The organism is Aeromonas tecta (genome assembly GCF_000820185.1).
GTDB classification, from domain to species: Bacteria; Pseudomonadota; Gammaproteobacteria; order Enterobacterales; family Aeromonadaceae; genus Aeromonas; species Aeromonas tecta.
Window position 1 is genome coordinate 195,306 of sequence record NZ_CDCA01000020.1, and the last position, 17,192, is coordinate 212,497.

At 53.0% G+C, this 17,192-nt stretch carries 13 protein-coding genes and 1 pseudogene; 3 read left to right on the top strand and 11 right to left on the bottom strand.

Going from position 1 to position 17,192, the window contains the following annotated elements:
* The first annotated feature begins 286 nt into the window (after positions 1-286).
* Positions 287-1,777, top strand: a complete 1,491-nt coding sequence (locus tag BN1137_RS05720; RefSeq protein WP_050717664.1) for a peptide MFS transporter — start codon at positions 287-289, stop codon at positions 1,775-1,777.
* 235 nt (positions 1,778-2,012) lie between these two features.
* On the opposite strand, the gene BN1137_RS05725 is transcribed toward BN1137_RS05720, so the two are convergent.
* Entirely contained in the window at positions 2,013-2,336 is a 324-nt protein-coding gene (locus BN1137_RS05725; protein WP_050717665.1) for a hypothetical protein, read from the bottom strand.
* Between the two features lie 321 nt (positions 2,337-2,657).
* Here BN1137_RS05725 and BN1137_RS05730 point away from each other — a divergent pair, with 321 nt between their 5' ends.
* Together BN1137_RS05730 and BN1137_RS05735 are read left to right on the top strand one after the other, a co-directional pair.
* Positions 2,658-2,909 carry a hypothetical protein gene (locus BN1137_RS05730; RefSeq protein ID WP_083443390.1) on the top strand — a complete coding sequence of 84 codons (252 nt, stop codon included), beginning with the start codon at positions 2,658-2,660 and terminating at the stop codon, positions 2,907-2,909.
* A gap of 345 nt (positions 2,910-3,254) precedes the next feature.
* Positions 3,255-3,626, top strand: a pseudogene (locus BN1137_RS05735) (hypothetical protein); the annotation flags it as partial.
* A 269-nt stretch (positions 3,627-3,895) separates the two neighbouring features.
* Here BN1137_RS05735 and BN1137_RS22330 read toward each other — a convergent pair.
* From BN1137_RS22330 to BN1137_RS05780, 10 genes are all read right to left on the bottom strand, one after another.
* Positions 3,896-4,837, bottom strand: coding sequence for a hypothetical protein (locus BN1137_RS22330; protein WP_157433637.1), 942 nt, complete (start codon positions 4,835-4,837; stop codon positions 3,896-3,898).
* Entirely contained in the window at positions 4,834-5,991 is a 1,158-nt protein-coding gene (locus BN1137_RS05740) for a DUF3696 domain-containing protein (protein WP_050717667.1), read from the bottom strand. Before BN1137_RS05740 ends, BN1137_RS22330 begins: the two co-directional genes overlap by 4 nt.
* Positions 5,988-7,937, bottom strand: a complete 1,950-nt coding sequence (locus tag BN1137_RS05745; protein WP_050717866.1) for a DUF262 domain-containing protein — start codon at positions 7,935-7,937, stop codon at positions 5,988-5,990. Before BN1137_RS05745 ends, BN1137_RS05740 begins: the two co-directional genes overlap by 4 nt.
* Before the next feature lie 68 nt (positions 7,938-8,005).
* Positions 8,006-9,142, bottom strand: a complete 1,137-nt coding sequence (locus BN1137_RS05750; RefSeq protein ID WP_050717668.1) for a DNA cytosine methyltransferase — start codon at positions 9,140-9,142, stop codon at positions 8,006-8,008.
* 3 nt (positions 9,143-9,145) lie between these two features.
* Positions 9,146-11,449 carry a DNA topoisomerase IV subunit A gene (parC, locus tag BN1137_RS05755; protein ID WP_050717669.1) on the bottom strand — a complete coding sequence of 768 codons (2,304 nt, stop codon included), beginning with the start codon at positions 11,447-11,449 and terminating at the stop codon, positions 9,146-9,148.
* A 78-nt stretch (positions 11,450-11,527) separates the two neighbouring features.
* Positions 11,528-13,426, bottom strand: a complete 1,899-nt coding sequence (parE, locus tag BN1137_RS05760) for a DNA topoisomerase IV subunit B (RefSeq protein ID WP_050717670.1) — start codon at positions 13,424-13,426, stop codon at positions 11,528-11,530.
* 116 nt (positions 13,427-13,542) lie between these two features.
* On the bottom strand, positions 13,543-15,558 hold the full coding sequence (locus BN1137_RS05765) for an FUSC family protein (protein WP_050717671.1): 2,016 nt from the start codon (positions 15,556-15,558) through the stop codon (positions 13,543-13,545).
* A gap of 1 nt (position 15,559) precedes the next feature.
* Positions 15,560-16,426 carry an efflux RND transporter periplasmic adaptor subunit gene (locus BN1137_RS05770; RefSeq protein WP_050717672.1) on the bottom strand — a complete coding sequence of 289 codons (867 nt, stop codon included), beginning with the start codon at positions 16,424-16,426 and terminating at the stop codon, positions 15,560-15,562.
* Positions 16,419-16,640, bottom strand: a complete 222-nt coding sequence (locus BN1137_RS05775) for a DUF1656 domain-containing protein (protein WP_083443377.1) — start codon at positions 16,638-16,640, stop codon at positions 16,419-16,421. Before BN1137_RS05775 ends, BN1137_RS05770 begins: the two co-directional genes overlap by 8 nt.
* Before the next feature lie 122 nt (positions 16,641-16,762).
* Positions 16,763-17,164: a GFA family protein gene (locus BN1137_RS05780; protein WP_050717673.1), complete on the bottom strand. Its 402-nt coding sequence runs from the start codon at positions 17,162-17,164 to the stop codon at positions 16,763-16,765.
* Positions 17,165-17,192 lie beyond the last annotated feature (28 nt).

Genomic DNA, 17,192 nt, shown 5'->3' on the forward strand with positions numbered 1-17,192 from the left:
TTGAGCTAACGAGTGCCAAATCGTCAGCAACAGTGCCGACGATGCTCTCGCTTCGCAAACCAGCGCGTTACCAAGTCGCAACAACAGAAGGAATAAATAGTCAGATTAAGTTAATAAAAAACAATTAATCGCTCTGGATTAAATTTAGGGTCTGGCTATTTGCCCGAGCTGGTCGCTAAATGGCCGACCAGCCTTGTAACCCGTATGGACGCGCGACAGGCTGGCCGGCAGCAGACCGGTACGCTCTCAGGATGAGTTGTGATTTCCCTCTCACAGGAGACAAGCCGTGAGCGCTTCGACCCCAGCTTCTCATCACGCCAGCGTCCCCCCGGGCTCGGGTGCCCTGTTCTTTATCCAGACCTTCGCCACCTTGGGCTTTGCCGTCCTCTACTCCACCCTGGTGCTCTACGCCACCAAGCGGCTCGGCTTCAGCGAATCCCAGGCCAACGCCATGATGGGGATCTTCGGCGCCTTCAACTACGGCCTGCACCTGTTCGGCGGCTACCTCGGCGGGCGCTACCTCAGCAACCGCAACCTGTTCGTCATGGGCATGGTGCTGCAGGTCATCGGCTGCTACCTCATCGCCGAGATGGGGGTCGATGGCCTCTACTGGGGGCTCGCCATGTTCCTCACCGGCAGCGGCCTCAACGTCACCTGCCTCAACATGATGCTGACCCAGCGCTTCGCCCCGGACGATCATCGCCGCGAGAGCGCCTTCCTGTGGAACTACGCCGGCATGAACCTGGGCTTCTTCATCGGCTTCTCGGTGGCGGGCTACTTCCAGCTGACCGAGGACTACCGCACCCTGTTTTTGTTCGCCACCCTGGGCAACGTGCTGGCCATCATCGCCACCCTCTGCTTCTGGCCCATTCTGGCGGACATCAACACGCCCCTGCGCCACATCAAGGGGCGCGGCTTCTACCTGCGCATGCTCGGCGGCCTCGCCATCCTGGCCCTACTGGTGCCGGCCCTGCGCCTGCTGCTGACCCACGCCAGCTTCAGCGGCAGCTTCGTGCTGCTGCTAGGTGCCCTGGTGCTGGTGCTGCTCTGCGTGATGACGGCGCGCCACCGGGATCCGGCCGAGCGCAGCCGCATGGTGGCCTACCTCATCCTGGCCCTCGGCTCCCTCATCTTCTGGTCCCTCTATCAGCTGGCACCCATGGGGCTGATGCTCTTCTCCGAACACAACATCAACCTCAATGTGTTCGGCTGGCAAGTGGCCCCCCAGTGGATCCAGAACATCAACACCCTGGTCATCGTCATCGGCGGCCCGCTGATGGCCCTGCTGTTCAAGCACCTGCGCGAGCAAGGCTGGCGCATCGACATCCCCTCCCAGTTTGCCGCCTCCCTGTTCTGCATGGGGCTGGGGATGCTGGTGCTGCCGGTGGGCATCCACCTGGCGGGGGCGGACGGTCTGGTCGCCTTCAAGTGGATCGCCATCAGCTATGTGCTGCAGAGCCTGGGTGAGCTGCTTATCTCCCCCATCGGCTACGCCATGATAGGCAAGCTGGCCCCCGCCAGATTGCAGGGGCTGATGATGGGCTGCTGGATGATGGTGACCGGCGTCGCCTCCGTGCTGGCGGGCTATGTCTCCGCCGCCATGCCGCAAAACAGCGGCAGCACCCCGGTCGCCACCAACCCGGGCTACGGCGCCGTGTTCAATATGCTGGGTTGGGGATCCTTGGCGGGCGGTGTTGTCCTGCTGCTGCTGGTGCCGCGCCTGCGGCTGCTGATCGCCGCCAGGCTCAGCCCGTCGGCGGTGCCCGTCACAGCCTGACAAGGGCTGGCGTCGTCATCGACGACCCTGCGTGGCCACTGCGTTACGCAGAAGCTATGCCGCTGTCATGCAGAAGCCCCCGCAACCTTGGGTTACGGGGGCTTCTCGTTTATCGCTCTCTCACTGTGGGATGGCGCCCTACTATTCTCCCTACCATTCTCCCTACACCACGCTAGGTCAGCCTGGGCGCGGCCCGCGCATTACTCGCAAGGCAGTGGCGGCCAGCCACTGGCACTCAGCGGGTAATGGTCCACATGGCACTTTCCAGCCCGGTCTCGCGAAAATCGATGACCACGGGATACTCGGCGCCGCAGCCAATCACGGTCCAACGCTCCTGCCAGTAACGGCTGCCAGGTTCACCTTGTGGCAACTGCAACACGGCGGGCACGAAGCGCTCCGGCGCCTGACAGCCCTTGGCGGCGACCCAGGCCGCCACGCCCACCATGGCATCCCGGATCAGCTTCTGGTTCGCCAGGGTGCCTTCCTGTACCGGCTCTGGCGTCGCGGCCTGTGCGCACCAGATCCAGCCGCACAGCAAGAGCAGGGCATATCTTCTCATCGCATCTCCCGAGGTTGAGATCATTATTCATGGTTCGATTGGAGCTTTTATCATGCCCAAAAACCGTGCCAGAGAGAAGCCGCCGCCATGCTTTCGTTATCCAATCTGGCCAGGATCTGTGCCCTCTCCCCTCTTTGCATAAAAAGTTGAGCAGAGCAGGTAGCAGGGGAAAGAGAAAGGGGGAGGGGGAGGTCACAGGCGCCGTAGGTACGCCACTACCCCCTAAGCGTCATAGGCCTGCAGTTTGTCAGGGTTATAATGGCGCCTTTCCACCGGCAGCAGGGGCCAGCCATGAGCAGAAAACCCGACCGTATCACCGCCATGCAGCAGATCATCGACGCCGTGAAACAAGAATTCCCGCTCTATCAGCCGGACACCTTCAAATGCGGGCCGAACAACACCTGCATCGGCTGCCCCAAGAAGCTGATGGAGCTGGTGGATACGGATCTCAGCTACTGGCAATATCAGATAGATCGCGGCATACCGCCGACCTTCGATGAGCTCTACAGCTTCGGCAAGCTGTGCAGAAACATCCGCCGGGCCCTGGTGCGCAATGGCCGCATCTCCGCCTGATTTTTATAAACATCTGCCTCGTGGTGATTTTACAGATCGTTTCATCTATCAGGGCGAGGAATGCCCTGATGGAGTAAGGCAGAGCCGATAATGTGCAATAAAATAGGCGGGTCTCTCCGGTCCAAGATCAAAGGGTCCCTCAAACGGATCAGGCCATTCTTAGAACCTGTTCACGATCTGTCACGAGAGGCTGTCAGCAAGGTGAAGAGCAGCGTAGGAACCGGAGTTTATAGACATAAATGAGCTTTCTTGATGACAAACAAGCGAGCAGCACATGAGCCTTGATCACGGTCTCGCAGTAAGATCGTGAACAGGTTCTTACATCTCAATTCAGGAGGAAACGTCATGACTCAGGAAAGAATCCAGACCCGCTACCCCCTCGGCGGCCCCTTCTCCACCCAGGCCGAGCTGGAGCAGGCCATCACTCAGGTCATAACGGCCCACAGACAAGACTTCTTCCCCCTGCTGGAGCGACTGGTGGATGAGGGCAATCCCGCGGTCAACCTCAGTCAGGAGCACCCGCCGCAGGTGCTGCGCATCGAACTCGCTCAAGACGGCGGCCATGGCCTGGCCCACCTCAGCTACGAATCCAACTTCTTCGAGTGCTGCCTGATCGTCAACGAATATGAGCAGCACCAGACCAGCCTGCTCTTTAGCCTCGCAGGGAATGCGCTTGTCTTCGACGTCGAGCTGCCCATCAAGTGGAATTTCAATAATGAATTATCATTAGTTACTACGAACTGCAACATACACCTCGCCTATCACCCTAGTAATAGAAATTATTACATCTTCATTCGCTCATGAATGGAATAAACATTATGGAAGATGAAACAATTACTACTACCTTTTAGACGACGCAAAATATATCCAACTCAATATTAAAAAAGTAAAAAACATCCAATTAGATATCAGTGTAATGAGCTTAACAAAATATTGCCATTTAAAAAACTGCAGCTCACTTTCAATAACATACACAACTATCAATATTAATAATGCTTTCCTATATGAGCCACTTTAATCCGTTTCCTACATAATAACTCATCATATTTAATAGCGAAGTAAATGCGGACATTTCTTTTACTTTCTAATCTATGACCACTATCATCCCAATTTATCTTTAGATGATACTCGCAGTTAACTCTCTCTTCCTCTTTCCTGCCATTAATAGGAAAATAAAAAAAAGGTTTATTAGCTCCTTGCCTACTACAGGATAATCTCCGACCTGTTCTGGATGTGTACTCTGCTATAATATTTAAATCATCTTGGTTATTGTTTGGATTTAAAGATAGAAAATTTATACTTTGATTCAACGCATCAAGAGCCTCGGATATAATTTTCCTGTAATCTGAATAATCTCCCTGGATGATTGTATCTAACGTCCCACATATGTCTTTATGAAATTCAAGATTACCATGAATTATTTTAGTCCATTCTATAAACTCTTCCTTATCTTTATTTTTCGATGCAACAAAATAAGCATTTTTTCTCAGTGTGTTAGTCCAACCATCAGTAAGTACACTAAGTAAGTCATTTTCATCACTACCACCAACAGTTAAAGAATAATGCCTAGGCAGGGTGCTTTTTGTCAATGGTGTCGACAATATATTATTGTAATGCTCACTGTAAACATCTGTCTTTACATGTGATATTGCTTTTTCAATGGTATCATAGTAATACTGAAAAAAAGAAAGGTCCTCTTGCGCAATATCGAGTATTTTTTCTTCAAGTGATTTATCTTCTTGATTATTTTTATACTCTAAAAAATCTTTTGCACACTCGATCACTATATTCTTTGAATTGCTATATTCATCTATCTTTCTTTTTACTTGCTCGCTCAGAGCGATAATATCATCATATTTACTTTGCTCAGACAGAGAATAAAAAGTTTCTTTTGTGATATACACATGTGCAGCCATAGGTCGCTTCATCTCTTCACCTCAATACTTAATGGCTCCTCACCTTTAATTATTGTTTTTATATCATACGCCTGCTGATCAAAGAACCCTGCTGGCCATTTAGATAACTCCCCTTTTATTCCTATATCAATTTCATCAACATTACTCTGCTTACCCCACATTGATGATATATAATATATTTTGAAAATTCCTTTTTTGTACTCAGGAAGTAACCTGGCTATAACTCTAATACCATTCAACAAATGGTCGCTATGGGTTTCGACAATAACTTGTACGCCGGAAAGTGCTGTCAAAGCAATAAGGCGCCCTAAATAGCTTTGCCCCCTTGGGTGAAGATGAGCCTCTGGATTTTCTATTACAACTAATCCACCTGGCTTCGTGACTAAAAGTGAAATAACAATACTCAGAGCATAGCTTAGCCCAAACCCCATATTTAATGGCATTGTTTTGCTAGATCCAAATGCTTGAAATTGAGCATAACTGACACCAGCACCCTTTACTATTTCAGGCTCCGCAGAAAAACCTGGTGATATTTCAGACATCCAATAGTTAATGTTCCTTCTAATAGATGAATTGTTCTTTGCATCTTGATGGGTTCTAAAATCACCTTCTGGTAACCTCTCACCTGACTCATCAAGTCTTGAATAAACTTCATAAGAAAACTGACCTTTAGAACCAAGCCAGTTTATTATAGACTCTTGTCGATTCATTGAAAAAAATTCACGGGGGCCATATCTTTCAGCTTCAATAAATTGAAATCCATATTTTTTAAAATAGCCATCAGCAACACGACTTAATGTAGATGCATTATCTGATTTCAATATCAGATGATTACTCAGATCTTTTTGTTCACTAAAGCTATCAAATCCCCATGATAACTCATGACTCTTTTTACTTTTAGCACTTTGAATGCGAAGAGTAACATTAATATGTTCATCACCATTACTAGCATGGCGAGAAAAAATATCAGCGGATGTACCTAATGTGACTAAATCACCATTTAGTGTAATTTCTTTTGAAAATTTACTTTGAAACGGCATTGCTAATGCCTGAATCGCAGTGCTTTTTCCAACAGAATTATTACCACAGAATACTGTCAAACCTCCAAATGTAAATGTTTGAGATCGGTAGCATTTGAAGTTAGAAAGACTTAATTCAGTAATCATTTATTTATCTCCGCAATACTTTTTATTTCTAGCTGGCATCCTGTTGTATTAAATATTAATTTAATGATCGCATCAAACCTATAACATATAGTTACTCTTTTTCCTGTCGAGTTAGAAAGTGCATAATTTAGGCCTCTATTAGCATCAATGTACGTTTGACTCTCCCATACAGAGTAATCAACAGAGTCACTAGATATTGCGTTATAGAGGGTCCTTATGAAGATTTCTTTATTCGCTCTTATCTTCTCTTTCTGTTCATCTGATGCATTAGCAAAAATAGAGACAAATACTTCAAAAAGTGGCTTACTTATAGGATCTTTTTTACCTGAGTTTCGTATTTTTTTAAATGCATCATTTCCAAAAATTTCTTGGCAAAAAATTAAGCCCGACTTAAACCGTTCTGTTAATAAGCACAACTGAGGTGACTCACTAATTATTTTGGTTAAGTCTTCCTTGTTAACTTTTTTTACAGACTTTTCATTAATCCACTTCATTGCTGCAGAGAGGAAGTCATCATATTTAGTACTTTTATAGGTCTTATAACCATAAATAATGAATGCCAAAGCACATAAACATAACTCAAGATCTTTCTGCCGCTGATCATTGACTGTATTTGTTGTAGCTGATATAAAAAAGTCACTTGTAGCAACATATTTCAAATAATAAACACTTAGACCAAAATTAATCGCAGAGCGAATCTCTTGGTCACTTAACTTCACCCCATAAGTATTAATCCTATGAAATAACTCTGTTATAAATTTATTGGAATTTGACTCGTCGATATCTATCACATATGCTGTTATTTCAAACTCTCTAATGGCACGAGTATAAAGTCGACTAAAATCTTTAAACATAAGTCCATTGGCATCAAATACCGAAGAGCTAGCATCAAGTTTTAATGCAAATTTATTTTGCATAAAATCTTGTATAGTTGTAAGGCGCTGCAAACCATCAATCACAACCCAATCATCATTTTTTCTCTCACCAAAATAAAATATTGGCAATGGAAGCCCCATGAGTACAGACTCAATTAACTTAGATTTTTTATCTTCACTCCAGATACGGTCTTTTCGTTGATAGTCCGGCTGGATTTCTATCTCGTTATAAACTAATCTATCATACAACAAAGCAAAACTAGGTGTTTGTCTTCTTATATTAGGTACAGATATCGTATTAGCTACGCTATGAACATTTTCATTATCATTTTTATCCCCATTGTCACCATCATCAATGCCAGTAATAGATGGCAAATCAACCAGATCGGTTAAATCTGCCACATCAATATAATCTTCTTCTGACAAATTTTCTATCAGTTCATTATTTTTTGGTTCAGCAAAGTCAATATCAAATTGCATTGTTGCAGATTTGACAGTTCTTGATATATCCTCAAACTCCGAAAGGAGTTCTCGAATATGAGTATCAGCGAGCAAGCCAGGTGATAGCTCATGTACTTTATTAATTTCATCATTTAGTAGTGAGATGCTATATGATATTTTTTTCAAAAAATCTGGATGCTGAATTTTTTTCAAATTAGCAATGACTCTTCTTATATCCCTCTGCTCTCTACTTGATAGTTCTTCTATCGCTGCATATGGATGACTGCCATTACTTTTAAACACAATATAGATAGCGTTATCATATTTAAAATAATTGATGAATGGTAAATTCGCAAAAATAATTTCCGTCTGAATTTGAATTGTTCTGGACGATGACTTAAGCATTTTCTCTACACAACAATACCCTATTCTACTCAGCTCATTAAAAACGGCTTCGAGTTCTTTAAACGTTCTTGCCGATTTATTTTTTCTACCTTCAACCTTTACAAAATATTTTTTATTCGGATAATCAACTTCAGTGATAGTTAAAGCTCCAACCTCATATGAAAGAGGTTGTAAAGGTCGCTCGATCAATTGGCCGACTTCATTAAGGAAAAAATCTAATCTCATGAACTTAATTCCAAGCAGCTCAAAAATCCACCTTACCATAAGAGAATTTAAGTTTCTACACTAAGATTTTACTTATTATTCACATTAGACAAATAGTCAAATATAGATTTTGCTATAGCCGTAGAAAGTAAAAATGGCACTCCATTACCAATTGTCTTGAACATATCCGTAAGAGACATTGTAGATGGTAGCTCAAACTCTTTTGGTAAAGACTGTATTGACAATGCTTCAGATACACTCAATCTACGATCTTGATAAGGGTGTAGATGTACTTCATTATTTCCATATGCTGTCGTTGGAGAGTAACGCCACCGATGCAATCTTTTAAATGACTTACGACTATCGTCACCTTCCAGTATGGTTTGGAATTTAACAAGGCCATTTCTTGGTTTAAAATAATGTATGGCATTAGGATGATTTAATACATCATTTTTTTCAAACCAATGTTCTACTGTTAACTCTATATATGGAACTATATTTTTAGGGGGCAGTTTTTTTGACCCAGGAAAATACATTTCCTTTTGTGGCCAAAGTTTTTTTTCCGGTATTAAGTCTTTACTAAAAAGAGCATGGCGACGCCATGGAAAGTCCACGTCAATCCTATTTGAAATATTGGCATCCAATAAGCTGTCATTTATTCCAAATAGCATAATCCTATCCCGATCTTGTGGTGTACCAAACTCAAGACTATTAGCCATGAAATCCGTCAGTGCGTATCCAGACTTTCCAAGTAAAGATTTCATCTCATTATAAAAAACACGATGCTTTTCCGTTTTCCACAAACCTTTCACATTTTCGAACAAGAAAAAATCTGGCTTATGATTGATTATCAGATCAATATATTCTTTAGTAAGACGACCATGATCCCCCTTATGGCCTAAGTTTTTTCCACCATTAGAAAAGTCAGGGCAAGGAGGTCCGCCGATAAATCCAACAAGGCCTTCATTTTTAGCATTCTGGATCAAATCCATCAATTTTGTCGTTTTGCTCCCAAAAACATACTCTTCTATACTTTCCAAATGATGCCCATAAACTGGCTCAGGAATTTTCATTACTTTTCGTGCATGTACATATGCATCGTAAAATGGTTTATGCAACTCATTCACAAAACGAATATCAAAGCCTGACATTTCAAACCCAAGGTCTAAAAAACCAGCTCCGGAGAAAAAAGAGAATATTATCGGCTTGCGCTCTTTATTTAACATTCGTTACTCTGCCTTACCGTATGCATTTTTGCTCGTTTCTTTCTCAAGGTTTACGTCCATCTCTATTTCAATCCTGTCCACTCGCTGCAGACCACGGGGGAGCTTGGCGCCACGGCGGCCGCGCTCGCCGCGGTAGTAGTCAAGGTCAGATGGTTTGAGGGTCAGCTTGCGCTTGCCGGCGAACAGGGTCACGCACTGGCCCTGAGGAATGATGGCGGCCATCACCATAAACTCCTCCCGCGCCTTCACGCGCGCTGAGGGGATGCTGATGAGCTTGTTGCCCTTGCCCTTGCCGAGCACCGGCAGGGTGCTGAGCGGGAACAGCAGCATGCGGCCTTCGTTGGAGATGGCCATGCAGAGATCGCTCTCCGGCGAGCCAATCTTCTGGGGCGCCATCACCAGACCCCCTTCCGGCACGGTCAGCAGTGCCTTGCCGTTCTTGTTCTTGCCGATGAGGTCGTCGTAGTTGCACACAAACCCATAACCGGCATCGGAGCAAATCAGGTAAGGCTCACCCTCGTTGCCCATCACCAGATGGCGTACCTCCTCGCCGGCGCCCAGCGCAAAGCGGCCGGTTAGCGGCTCGCCCTGACTGCGGGCAGAAGGCAGGGTATGGGCCTCCAGCGCATAGGTGCGCCCCAGGGTAGAGAGGAACACCGCCTGCTGGTTGCTGCGACCACAGGCGTGGGCGAGATAAGCATCGCCTGCCTTGTAGGAGAGCCCCTCCACGTCCACGTCGTGGCCCTTGGCGGCGCGCACCCAGCCCTTGTCAGACAGAATGACGGTGACCGGTTCGCTCGGGGTGAGCTCTTTTTCGGTCAGCGCCACCGCGGTGGCACGCTCCACCAGCGGGGTGCGGCGATCGTCGCCGTACTTTTCGGCATCCGCCAGCAGCTCTTTCTTGAGCAGGGTATTGAGGCGACGCTCGGAACCCAGAATGAGTTCCAGCTTGTCGCGCTCTTCGGCCAGCTCGCTTTGCTCGGCGCGCAGCTTGAACTCTTCGAGCTTCGCCAAATGGCGCAGTTTGAGCTCGAGGATCGCTTCGGCCTGGGTCTCGCTGATGTTGAAGCGCTCCACCATCACCTTGCCCGGCTCATCCTCGGTGCGGATGATCTCGATCACCTCGTCGATGTTGAGATAGGCGACCAGCAAGCCTTCGAGGATGTGCAGGCGCGCCAGCACCTTGTCGAGGCGGAATTGCAGGCGACGACGCACAGTCTCGCGGCGGAAGGTGATCCACTCGGAGAGGATCATCTTGAGGGTCTTCACCTGGGGTCGATTGTCCAGCCCCAGGATGTTGAGGTTGACCCGGTAGTTTTTCTCCAGATCCGTGGTGGCGAACAGGTGGGCCATCAATCCTTCCACGTCCACCCGGTTGGAGCGGGGGATGATCACCAGCCGAGTCGGGTTTTCGTGATCAGATTCGTCTCGCAGATCGGTGACCATGGGCAACTTCTTGGCCACCATCTGGGCGGCGATCTGCTCCATGATCTTGGCGCCGGAGGCCTGATGAGGCAGCGCGGTGATGACGATGTCGCCATCCTCCTCGCTCCACACCGCCCGCTGCTTGATGGAGCCCTTGCCGGTCTCGTAGATCTTGCGGATGTCATCCCGAGACGTGATGATCTCGGCATCGGTCGGATAGTCCGGCCCTTGAATATGCTGCATTAGCACATCCAGACCCACGTTCGGGTTGTCTAGCAGCTCGGCGCAAGCATAAGCCACTTCCCGCGCGTTGTGAGGCGGGATATCCGTCGCCATCCCGACCGCGATACCGGTGATGCCGTTGAGCAGGATATGGGGCAGCCGAGCCGGCAGCACCACGGGTTCTTTCATGGTGCCGTCGAAGTTCGGCGTCCACTCCACCGTGCCCTGGCCGAGCTCGGAGAGCAGCAGCTCGGAGAAGCGCGACAGCCGCGCCTCGGTGTAACGCATGGCGGCGAAGGATTTGGGATCGTCCGGCGCCCCCCAGTTGCCCTGACCGTCCACCAGCGGGTAGCGATAGGAGAACGGCTGGGCCATCAGCACCATGGCTTCATAGCAGGCGCTGTCGCCGTGGGGATGGTACTTACCCAGCACGTCACCCACGGTACGGGCGGACTTCTTGTGCTTGGAGAGCGCGGACAGCCCCAGCTCGCTCATGGCGTAGATGATGCGCCGCTGCACGGGTTTGAGGCCATCGCCGATATGGGGCAAAGCCCGGTCCATGATGACGTACATGGAGTAGTTCAAGTAAGCCTGTTCGGTGAAGGCGCGCATCGGCTGGCGCTCCACCCCGTCCAGACTGAGCTCGATAGCATCACTCATAAGGTTGTTCTCTTGCTAAGGTGTGCCGCTTGGCGGCGCACCTGAAATTCGGGTCGGCGGGCGACAGAGGCCATTGGCTTAGATGATCGCAAGGTTGCCCTTCTCTTCCAGCCACTCACGGCGATCCCCTGAACGCTTCTTGGCCAACAGCATGTCCATCAGTTGCAGAGTTGCCTCCCCCTCCTCCACTTCCTCGCCCATGGTGAGCTGCACCAGACGACGGGTATTGGGATCCATGGTGGTTTCCCGCAGCTGTTTCGGGTTCATCTCACCCAGCCCCTTGAATCGGGTCACCATCACCTTGCCTTTCTTCTTCTCGGCCTCGACCCGTTGCAGCACGCCGTTCTTCTCGTCCTCGTCGAGGGCATAGAAGACCTCTTTGCCGATGTCGATCCGGTAGAGCGGCGGCATGGCCACATAGACGTGGCCCTTGTTGACCAGGGTGCGGAAATGCTTAACAAAGAGGGCGCACAGCAGGGTGGCGATGTGCAGACCGTCCGAGTCCGCATCCGCGAGGATGCACACCTTGCCGTAGCGCAGGCCGCTGAGATCCTCGGAGTCCGGATCCAGCCCGATGGCGACCGAGATGTCGTGCACCTCTTGCGAGGCGAGCACCTGACCGGCCTCCACCTCCCAGGTGTTCAGGATCTTGCCGCGCAGGGGCATGATGGCCTGGAACTCGCGATCCCGCGCCTGCTTGGCGCTGCCGCCCGCGGAGTCACCCTCCACCAGGAACAGCTCCCCCTGCATGGGGTCGGCGCAGTTGCAGTCGGTGAGCTTGCCGGGCAAGGCCGGGCCTTGCGTTATCTTCTTGCGCACCACCGTCTTGGCGGCGCGCAGTCGGCGCTGGGCGCTGCTGATGCAGATCTCGGCGATCTGCTCCGCCAGCTCGGTGTTGCTGTTGAGGTAGAGGCTGAAGGCATCCTTCACCACCCCGGACACGAACGCCGAGCTCTGGCGCGACGACAGCCGCTCCTTGGTCTGACCGGCAAACTGCGGATCCTGCATCTTGACCGAGAGGATGTAGGCGCAGCGCTCCCAGATATCTTCCGGCGTGAGTTTCACCCCGCGTGGCAGCAAGTTTCTGAATTCGCAGAACTCGCGCATGGCGTCAAGCAAGCCCTGGCGCAGGCCGTTGACGTGGGTGCCGCCCTGGGCGGTGGGAATGAGGTTCACATAGGATTCGGCGAGGCACTCGCCCCCTTCCGGCAGCCAGCACAGCGCCCAGTCCACCGCGGACTGCTCGGTGCTGAAGGCGCCGATGAAGGGCTGCTCCGGCAGGCAGGTGAACTGCTTGACTGCATCAACGAGGTAATCCTTGAGACCATCCTCGTAGCACCACTCCAGCTTGATGCCGGTGTTCTTGTCGAGAAACTTGATGGTGAGGCCGGGGCAGAGCACGGCCTTGGCTTTGAGCAGGTGCTCGAGTTTGGAGACCGAGAAGCGCGGCGAGTCGAAGTAGCTCGCCTGGGGCCAGAAGCGCACCCGGGTACCGGTGTTGCGACGGCCACAGGTCCCGCTGATGGTCAGCTCCTGCACCTTGTCGCCGCGCTCGAAGGCGATGTCATAGACCTGACCGTCCCGGCGCACCGTCACCTCGACTCTGTCGGACAGCGCGTTCACCACCGAGATGCCTACCCCGTGCAAGCCGCCGGAGAACTGGTAGTTCTTGTTGGAGAACTTGCCGCCCGCGTGCAGCTTGCAGAGGATAAGCTCAACCCCCGAGACCCCCTCTTCCGGGTGGATGTCGACCGGCATGCCACGGCCGTCATCGACAACCTCGAGGGACTGATCTTCATACAGGGTCACCTCCAGGGTACGGGCATGACCCGCCAGCGCCTCATCGACACTGTTATCGATAACCTCCTGGCCGAGGTGATTGGGCCGGGTGGTGTCGGTGTACATGCCGGGGCGGCGACGCACCGGTTCGAGGCCATTGAGGACCTCAATGGCATCGGCATTGTATTGAGTGGACATGGAGGGCCTTGCGAATTGACGTTTGGGGAGGATCTTACTCGTTGGGACGGCGTTGGACAAACCCGGCTGTTACAAAGGGTGATCCAGACAGGCGGTGGCGGCCACTCAGACCGGGATCAACGGGTGTCTGTCGCCACCGGCAGTGCCTGCAACAACTGGGACAGGGAGCAATGCAGTCGCCACACCAGCCCTGCCAGCTCCAGCGCTGCCGGCTCTCTGTGGTGAGCCAGCCCCTGGCTGATGCGGCGTAGCTCGGCCAGGGTCTGGCTGAGGGAGTCATGCTGCACGCCGCCCTCGGTGAGGATCCCTCGCAGGCAGCGCACACAGCCATCTCGCACCAGATAGAGCGCCGGATCCTTGCCCCGCCACTGGCGCAGTTGCCAGACGATATGACTGCAGTTGAGCAGTACCACGCCCCAGCGCAGCACCCAGAGTCGGGCACTCTGATCCTGGCCCTGACTGAGCTGGCCGATGGCATGATAGACCCTGGACTCGAACTGGGGCTCGCCCTGTCGCGGGGAGGGCGCCAGCTGATCCATGAAATCCCGGCGCAGTAGCCGGATCAGACGGCGGCTCTTGCGCCGATCCGAGCTCGGTCTGAGGATCTGGAACGCCAGCCCGGCCACCATCACCCCCAGCACCTTGCCGATGCTGTCATTGACGAAGCTCTGATAGTCGTAGCTCGGCGGATTGGTGATGGCGAGGAAGGAGCCGAGCAGCACGATGAGCTGGCCCCAGAGCGCCGCCGACGACGGCCGCTGTAACTTGAGCAACTGCATGGTGATCAGCACCGGAAACAGCAGGGCGCAGAATACCCAAAAGTCGTCGATCTGGATCATCAGACCGAACTTGATGGCGAAGCAGGCGAGGCTCAGCAGCAGAATGGCGTTGAGCATGTTACTCACCCCCTTCAGGGGTGCGGCTCCTGCCGAATAGAGCACGCAGCAGATGGAAAGCATGGTCAGCGCCGAGGCCCCCGACTCCCACTGGGTGTTGATCCAGAACGCGCAGCCCAACAGCACGCAGAGGAAGGTGCGACCACCGTTGTAGGCCGCCTCAAGGGTGTCGGTGTGGCTGGCGAGCGAGGTGTGGCGCGGCGGTGCTGGCCACTCCTGGGCGTCGTAATGCACCAGCCGGTTCAACCAGCGCTGGCACTCCAGATAACTCCAGCAGAAGTTACGCAACCGCAGCCAGAAGGTGCGGCGACGATAATCCCCACTCGCTTCGGTTGCGAGCGGAGCCAGCAGCCGTGCGATGCGAAGCTTGTCACAAGCGGGATCGCTCAGGGCGCCCAGCACCTCGGTCAGCAGCGGCTGCAGGTCGGCGCCTTGCTCTGGCAGGTTGTGCAACATGCGGCGCTGGCCCGAGAGCAGGCTGACCATGCGCAGTTGGCGGTGCAGCAGGAAGTTGAGCAATTTGTTGTGGCGCCTGAGCCTGTGGTGGCTCCAGACCGCCTGGATGCGCAGCACGTTCATGGTGAGGATCTGGCCGATCATCCCCTCATGGGCGCTGCGCACGTCGGAGCCCGCCGCTCCCAGCCACAGTAGCTGGGCATGTTCCAGCAGCCGGCTCTGGCTCTTGCGAAGCGATCCCAGCAGGGTCTCGCCATCGGAGAGGCTCGGCAGGATCATCATCATCAGGCCGCCACAGAGGATGCCGACGATCACCTCGCTGACCCGGGCCTGGGCGATGTCGAAGATATGTTGGGGATCGTCCACATTGACGCAGGCGAAGGCGATGATGGCGGCCGTGTAGCCCGCCAGCGCGAAGGCGTAGGAGACGTTGTTCTGATAGTGGTTGGAGACGTAGGTGCAGAGCCCAAGCCAGGTCGCGATGAGGAAGGTGAAGAGCCAGGGATCGGCCAGTCCCAGCCCTGAGAGCACCACCGCAGCCATGGCGCCAAGCAGGCTGCCCACCACCCGCCCCAGGCTCTTGCTGATGACGCCGCCGACGGTGGGAAAGCTCACCACGGCGGCCGAGGTCATGGCCCAGTAGGGGGAATCGAGCTGCAACACGAAGGCCAGCCAGAGCGACAGACACATGGCCAGGCTGTTGCGCAGGGCATAGCGCCACTGGCTCTCATTGGCCTGAGCCCAGGGAGTGCGTTGCCACAGCGAAGCCGTTGCTGCCACCCTAGTCGCCTATGGTGATGGTACAGGTGGTACCAGCGATCAGTGCCAGCTCGGGAGGCACCTCCAGCAGGCGGATCCGCACCGGCACCCGCTGCGCCAGCCGCACCCAGGGCACGTTCGGTTTGACGTCAAGCAACAAGCTGTCACTGCCCTCCACGCTCTGGTCGTGAATGGCGCGCCCTACGCTCTCCACTTCGCCTCGCAGCGCCTGCTCCCCGCTGTAGAGCACCATCTGCGCCGGCTTGCCCGGCTGGATGTGCCTGAGCTTGGTCTCCTCGAAATAACCCTGCACATAGAAGGAGTGAATATCCACCAGCGCCACCAGCGGCACCCCGGCACTGGCATAGTTGCCGACCCGGGTCTGCAGGTTGGTGATGTAACCGTCGCTGGAGGCATGCACCTCGGTCTTGGCGAGCGACCATTTGGCCTGTTCCAGATTGGCCTGTGTCACCTGATAGGCGGCTTTCATGGCCTGAGCGTTGAGCCTGGACTCATCGACCGCCTCGGCGGAGATGACGGTGCGAGACAAACTCTGCCGGCGGCTGGCCTCGTGCTCGGCCTTGTCCAGATCCGACCTGGCCTTGGCCAGCGCCGCATTGGCGTTGTCCAGTGCGATCCGGTAGGGCTCGGGATCCAGGCTGAACAGGGTGTCCCCCGTCTTCACCAGCTGGTTGTCCCGCACCCAGATCTTGATGATCTTGCCCGACACCTCGGGGGTGATGCTGACCAGCTCGGCCCGCACCTTGCCATCCCGGGTCCAGGGGCCCTGCATGTAGTAGTTCCACAACCACCAGAGCGCCACCAGCGCCAGGGCGCAGACCAGCAGGGTGGAGAAATATTTGAGGGTCGCGAGGGGTGATTTAGCCATGTACCAGAATCCATAAGGCGCCACTGACGGCGAGGACAAACAGGGAGAGATCCATCAACAGAGGATGCCAGACATCCCCGCTGTAGAGCCAGTCACGCAGTAGATGATGCACCGGCAACCAGCCCAGCAGACCGAGCAGCACGGCCTTGAACAGAGGAGGAAAATAGAGCGAAGCACCCAGGATCAGGTCGGGCAGCGCTGCAGCTGTGGTCAAAAGCGTGCTCCCTATTGGTAAGAGGAGGGCTGAGAAAATCGGTGATGACCTGCGCCTTGGCAGGTCTGGCAAGGTTAACACAGCCATCGGGCGCGCCACAGCAGCGGATGGAACCCGCTTGCTCAGGCCTCCCGATCCGCCGGGTGATTCACTCCGTCTCGCAGCGACACTTCACCGAGCTCGAACGGATTGACGCCATCGAGGCAGGCGAGATTGTAGCCATATTCGGCCGGATTGGAGCGACGCTGATGATGGGTATAGATGCCGCAGACAGAGCAGAAATAGTGTCTGGCGGTCAAGGTGTTGAATTGATAACAGCGCAGCACCGCCTCCCCCTGCAGGATGCGGATACCTGCGAGCGGCACCGAGGCGACGATGGCGCCACGGCGACGGCACAGCGAACAGTCACAACGGCGGGGATCCACCACCCCATCCGGCAGGCTGAGCTCCAGCGCCACGGCCCCGCAATGACAGCTGGCCCTGTGCTTCGGCTGGATGAGGGTATTGCCGATACGTTTGATCATTTGGCTTCCTTGCCACGGGACAAGGCCC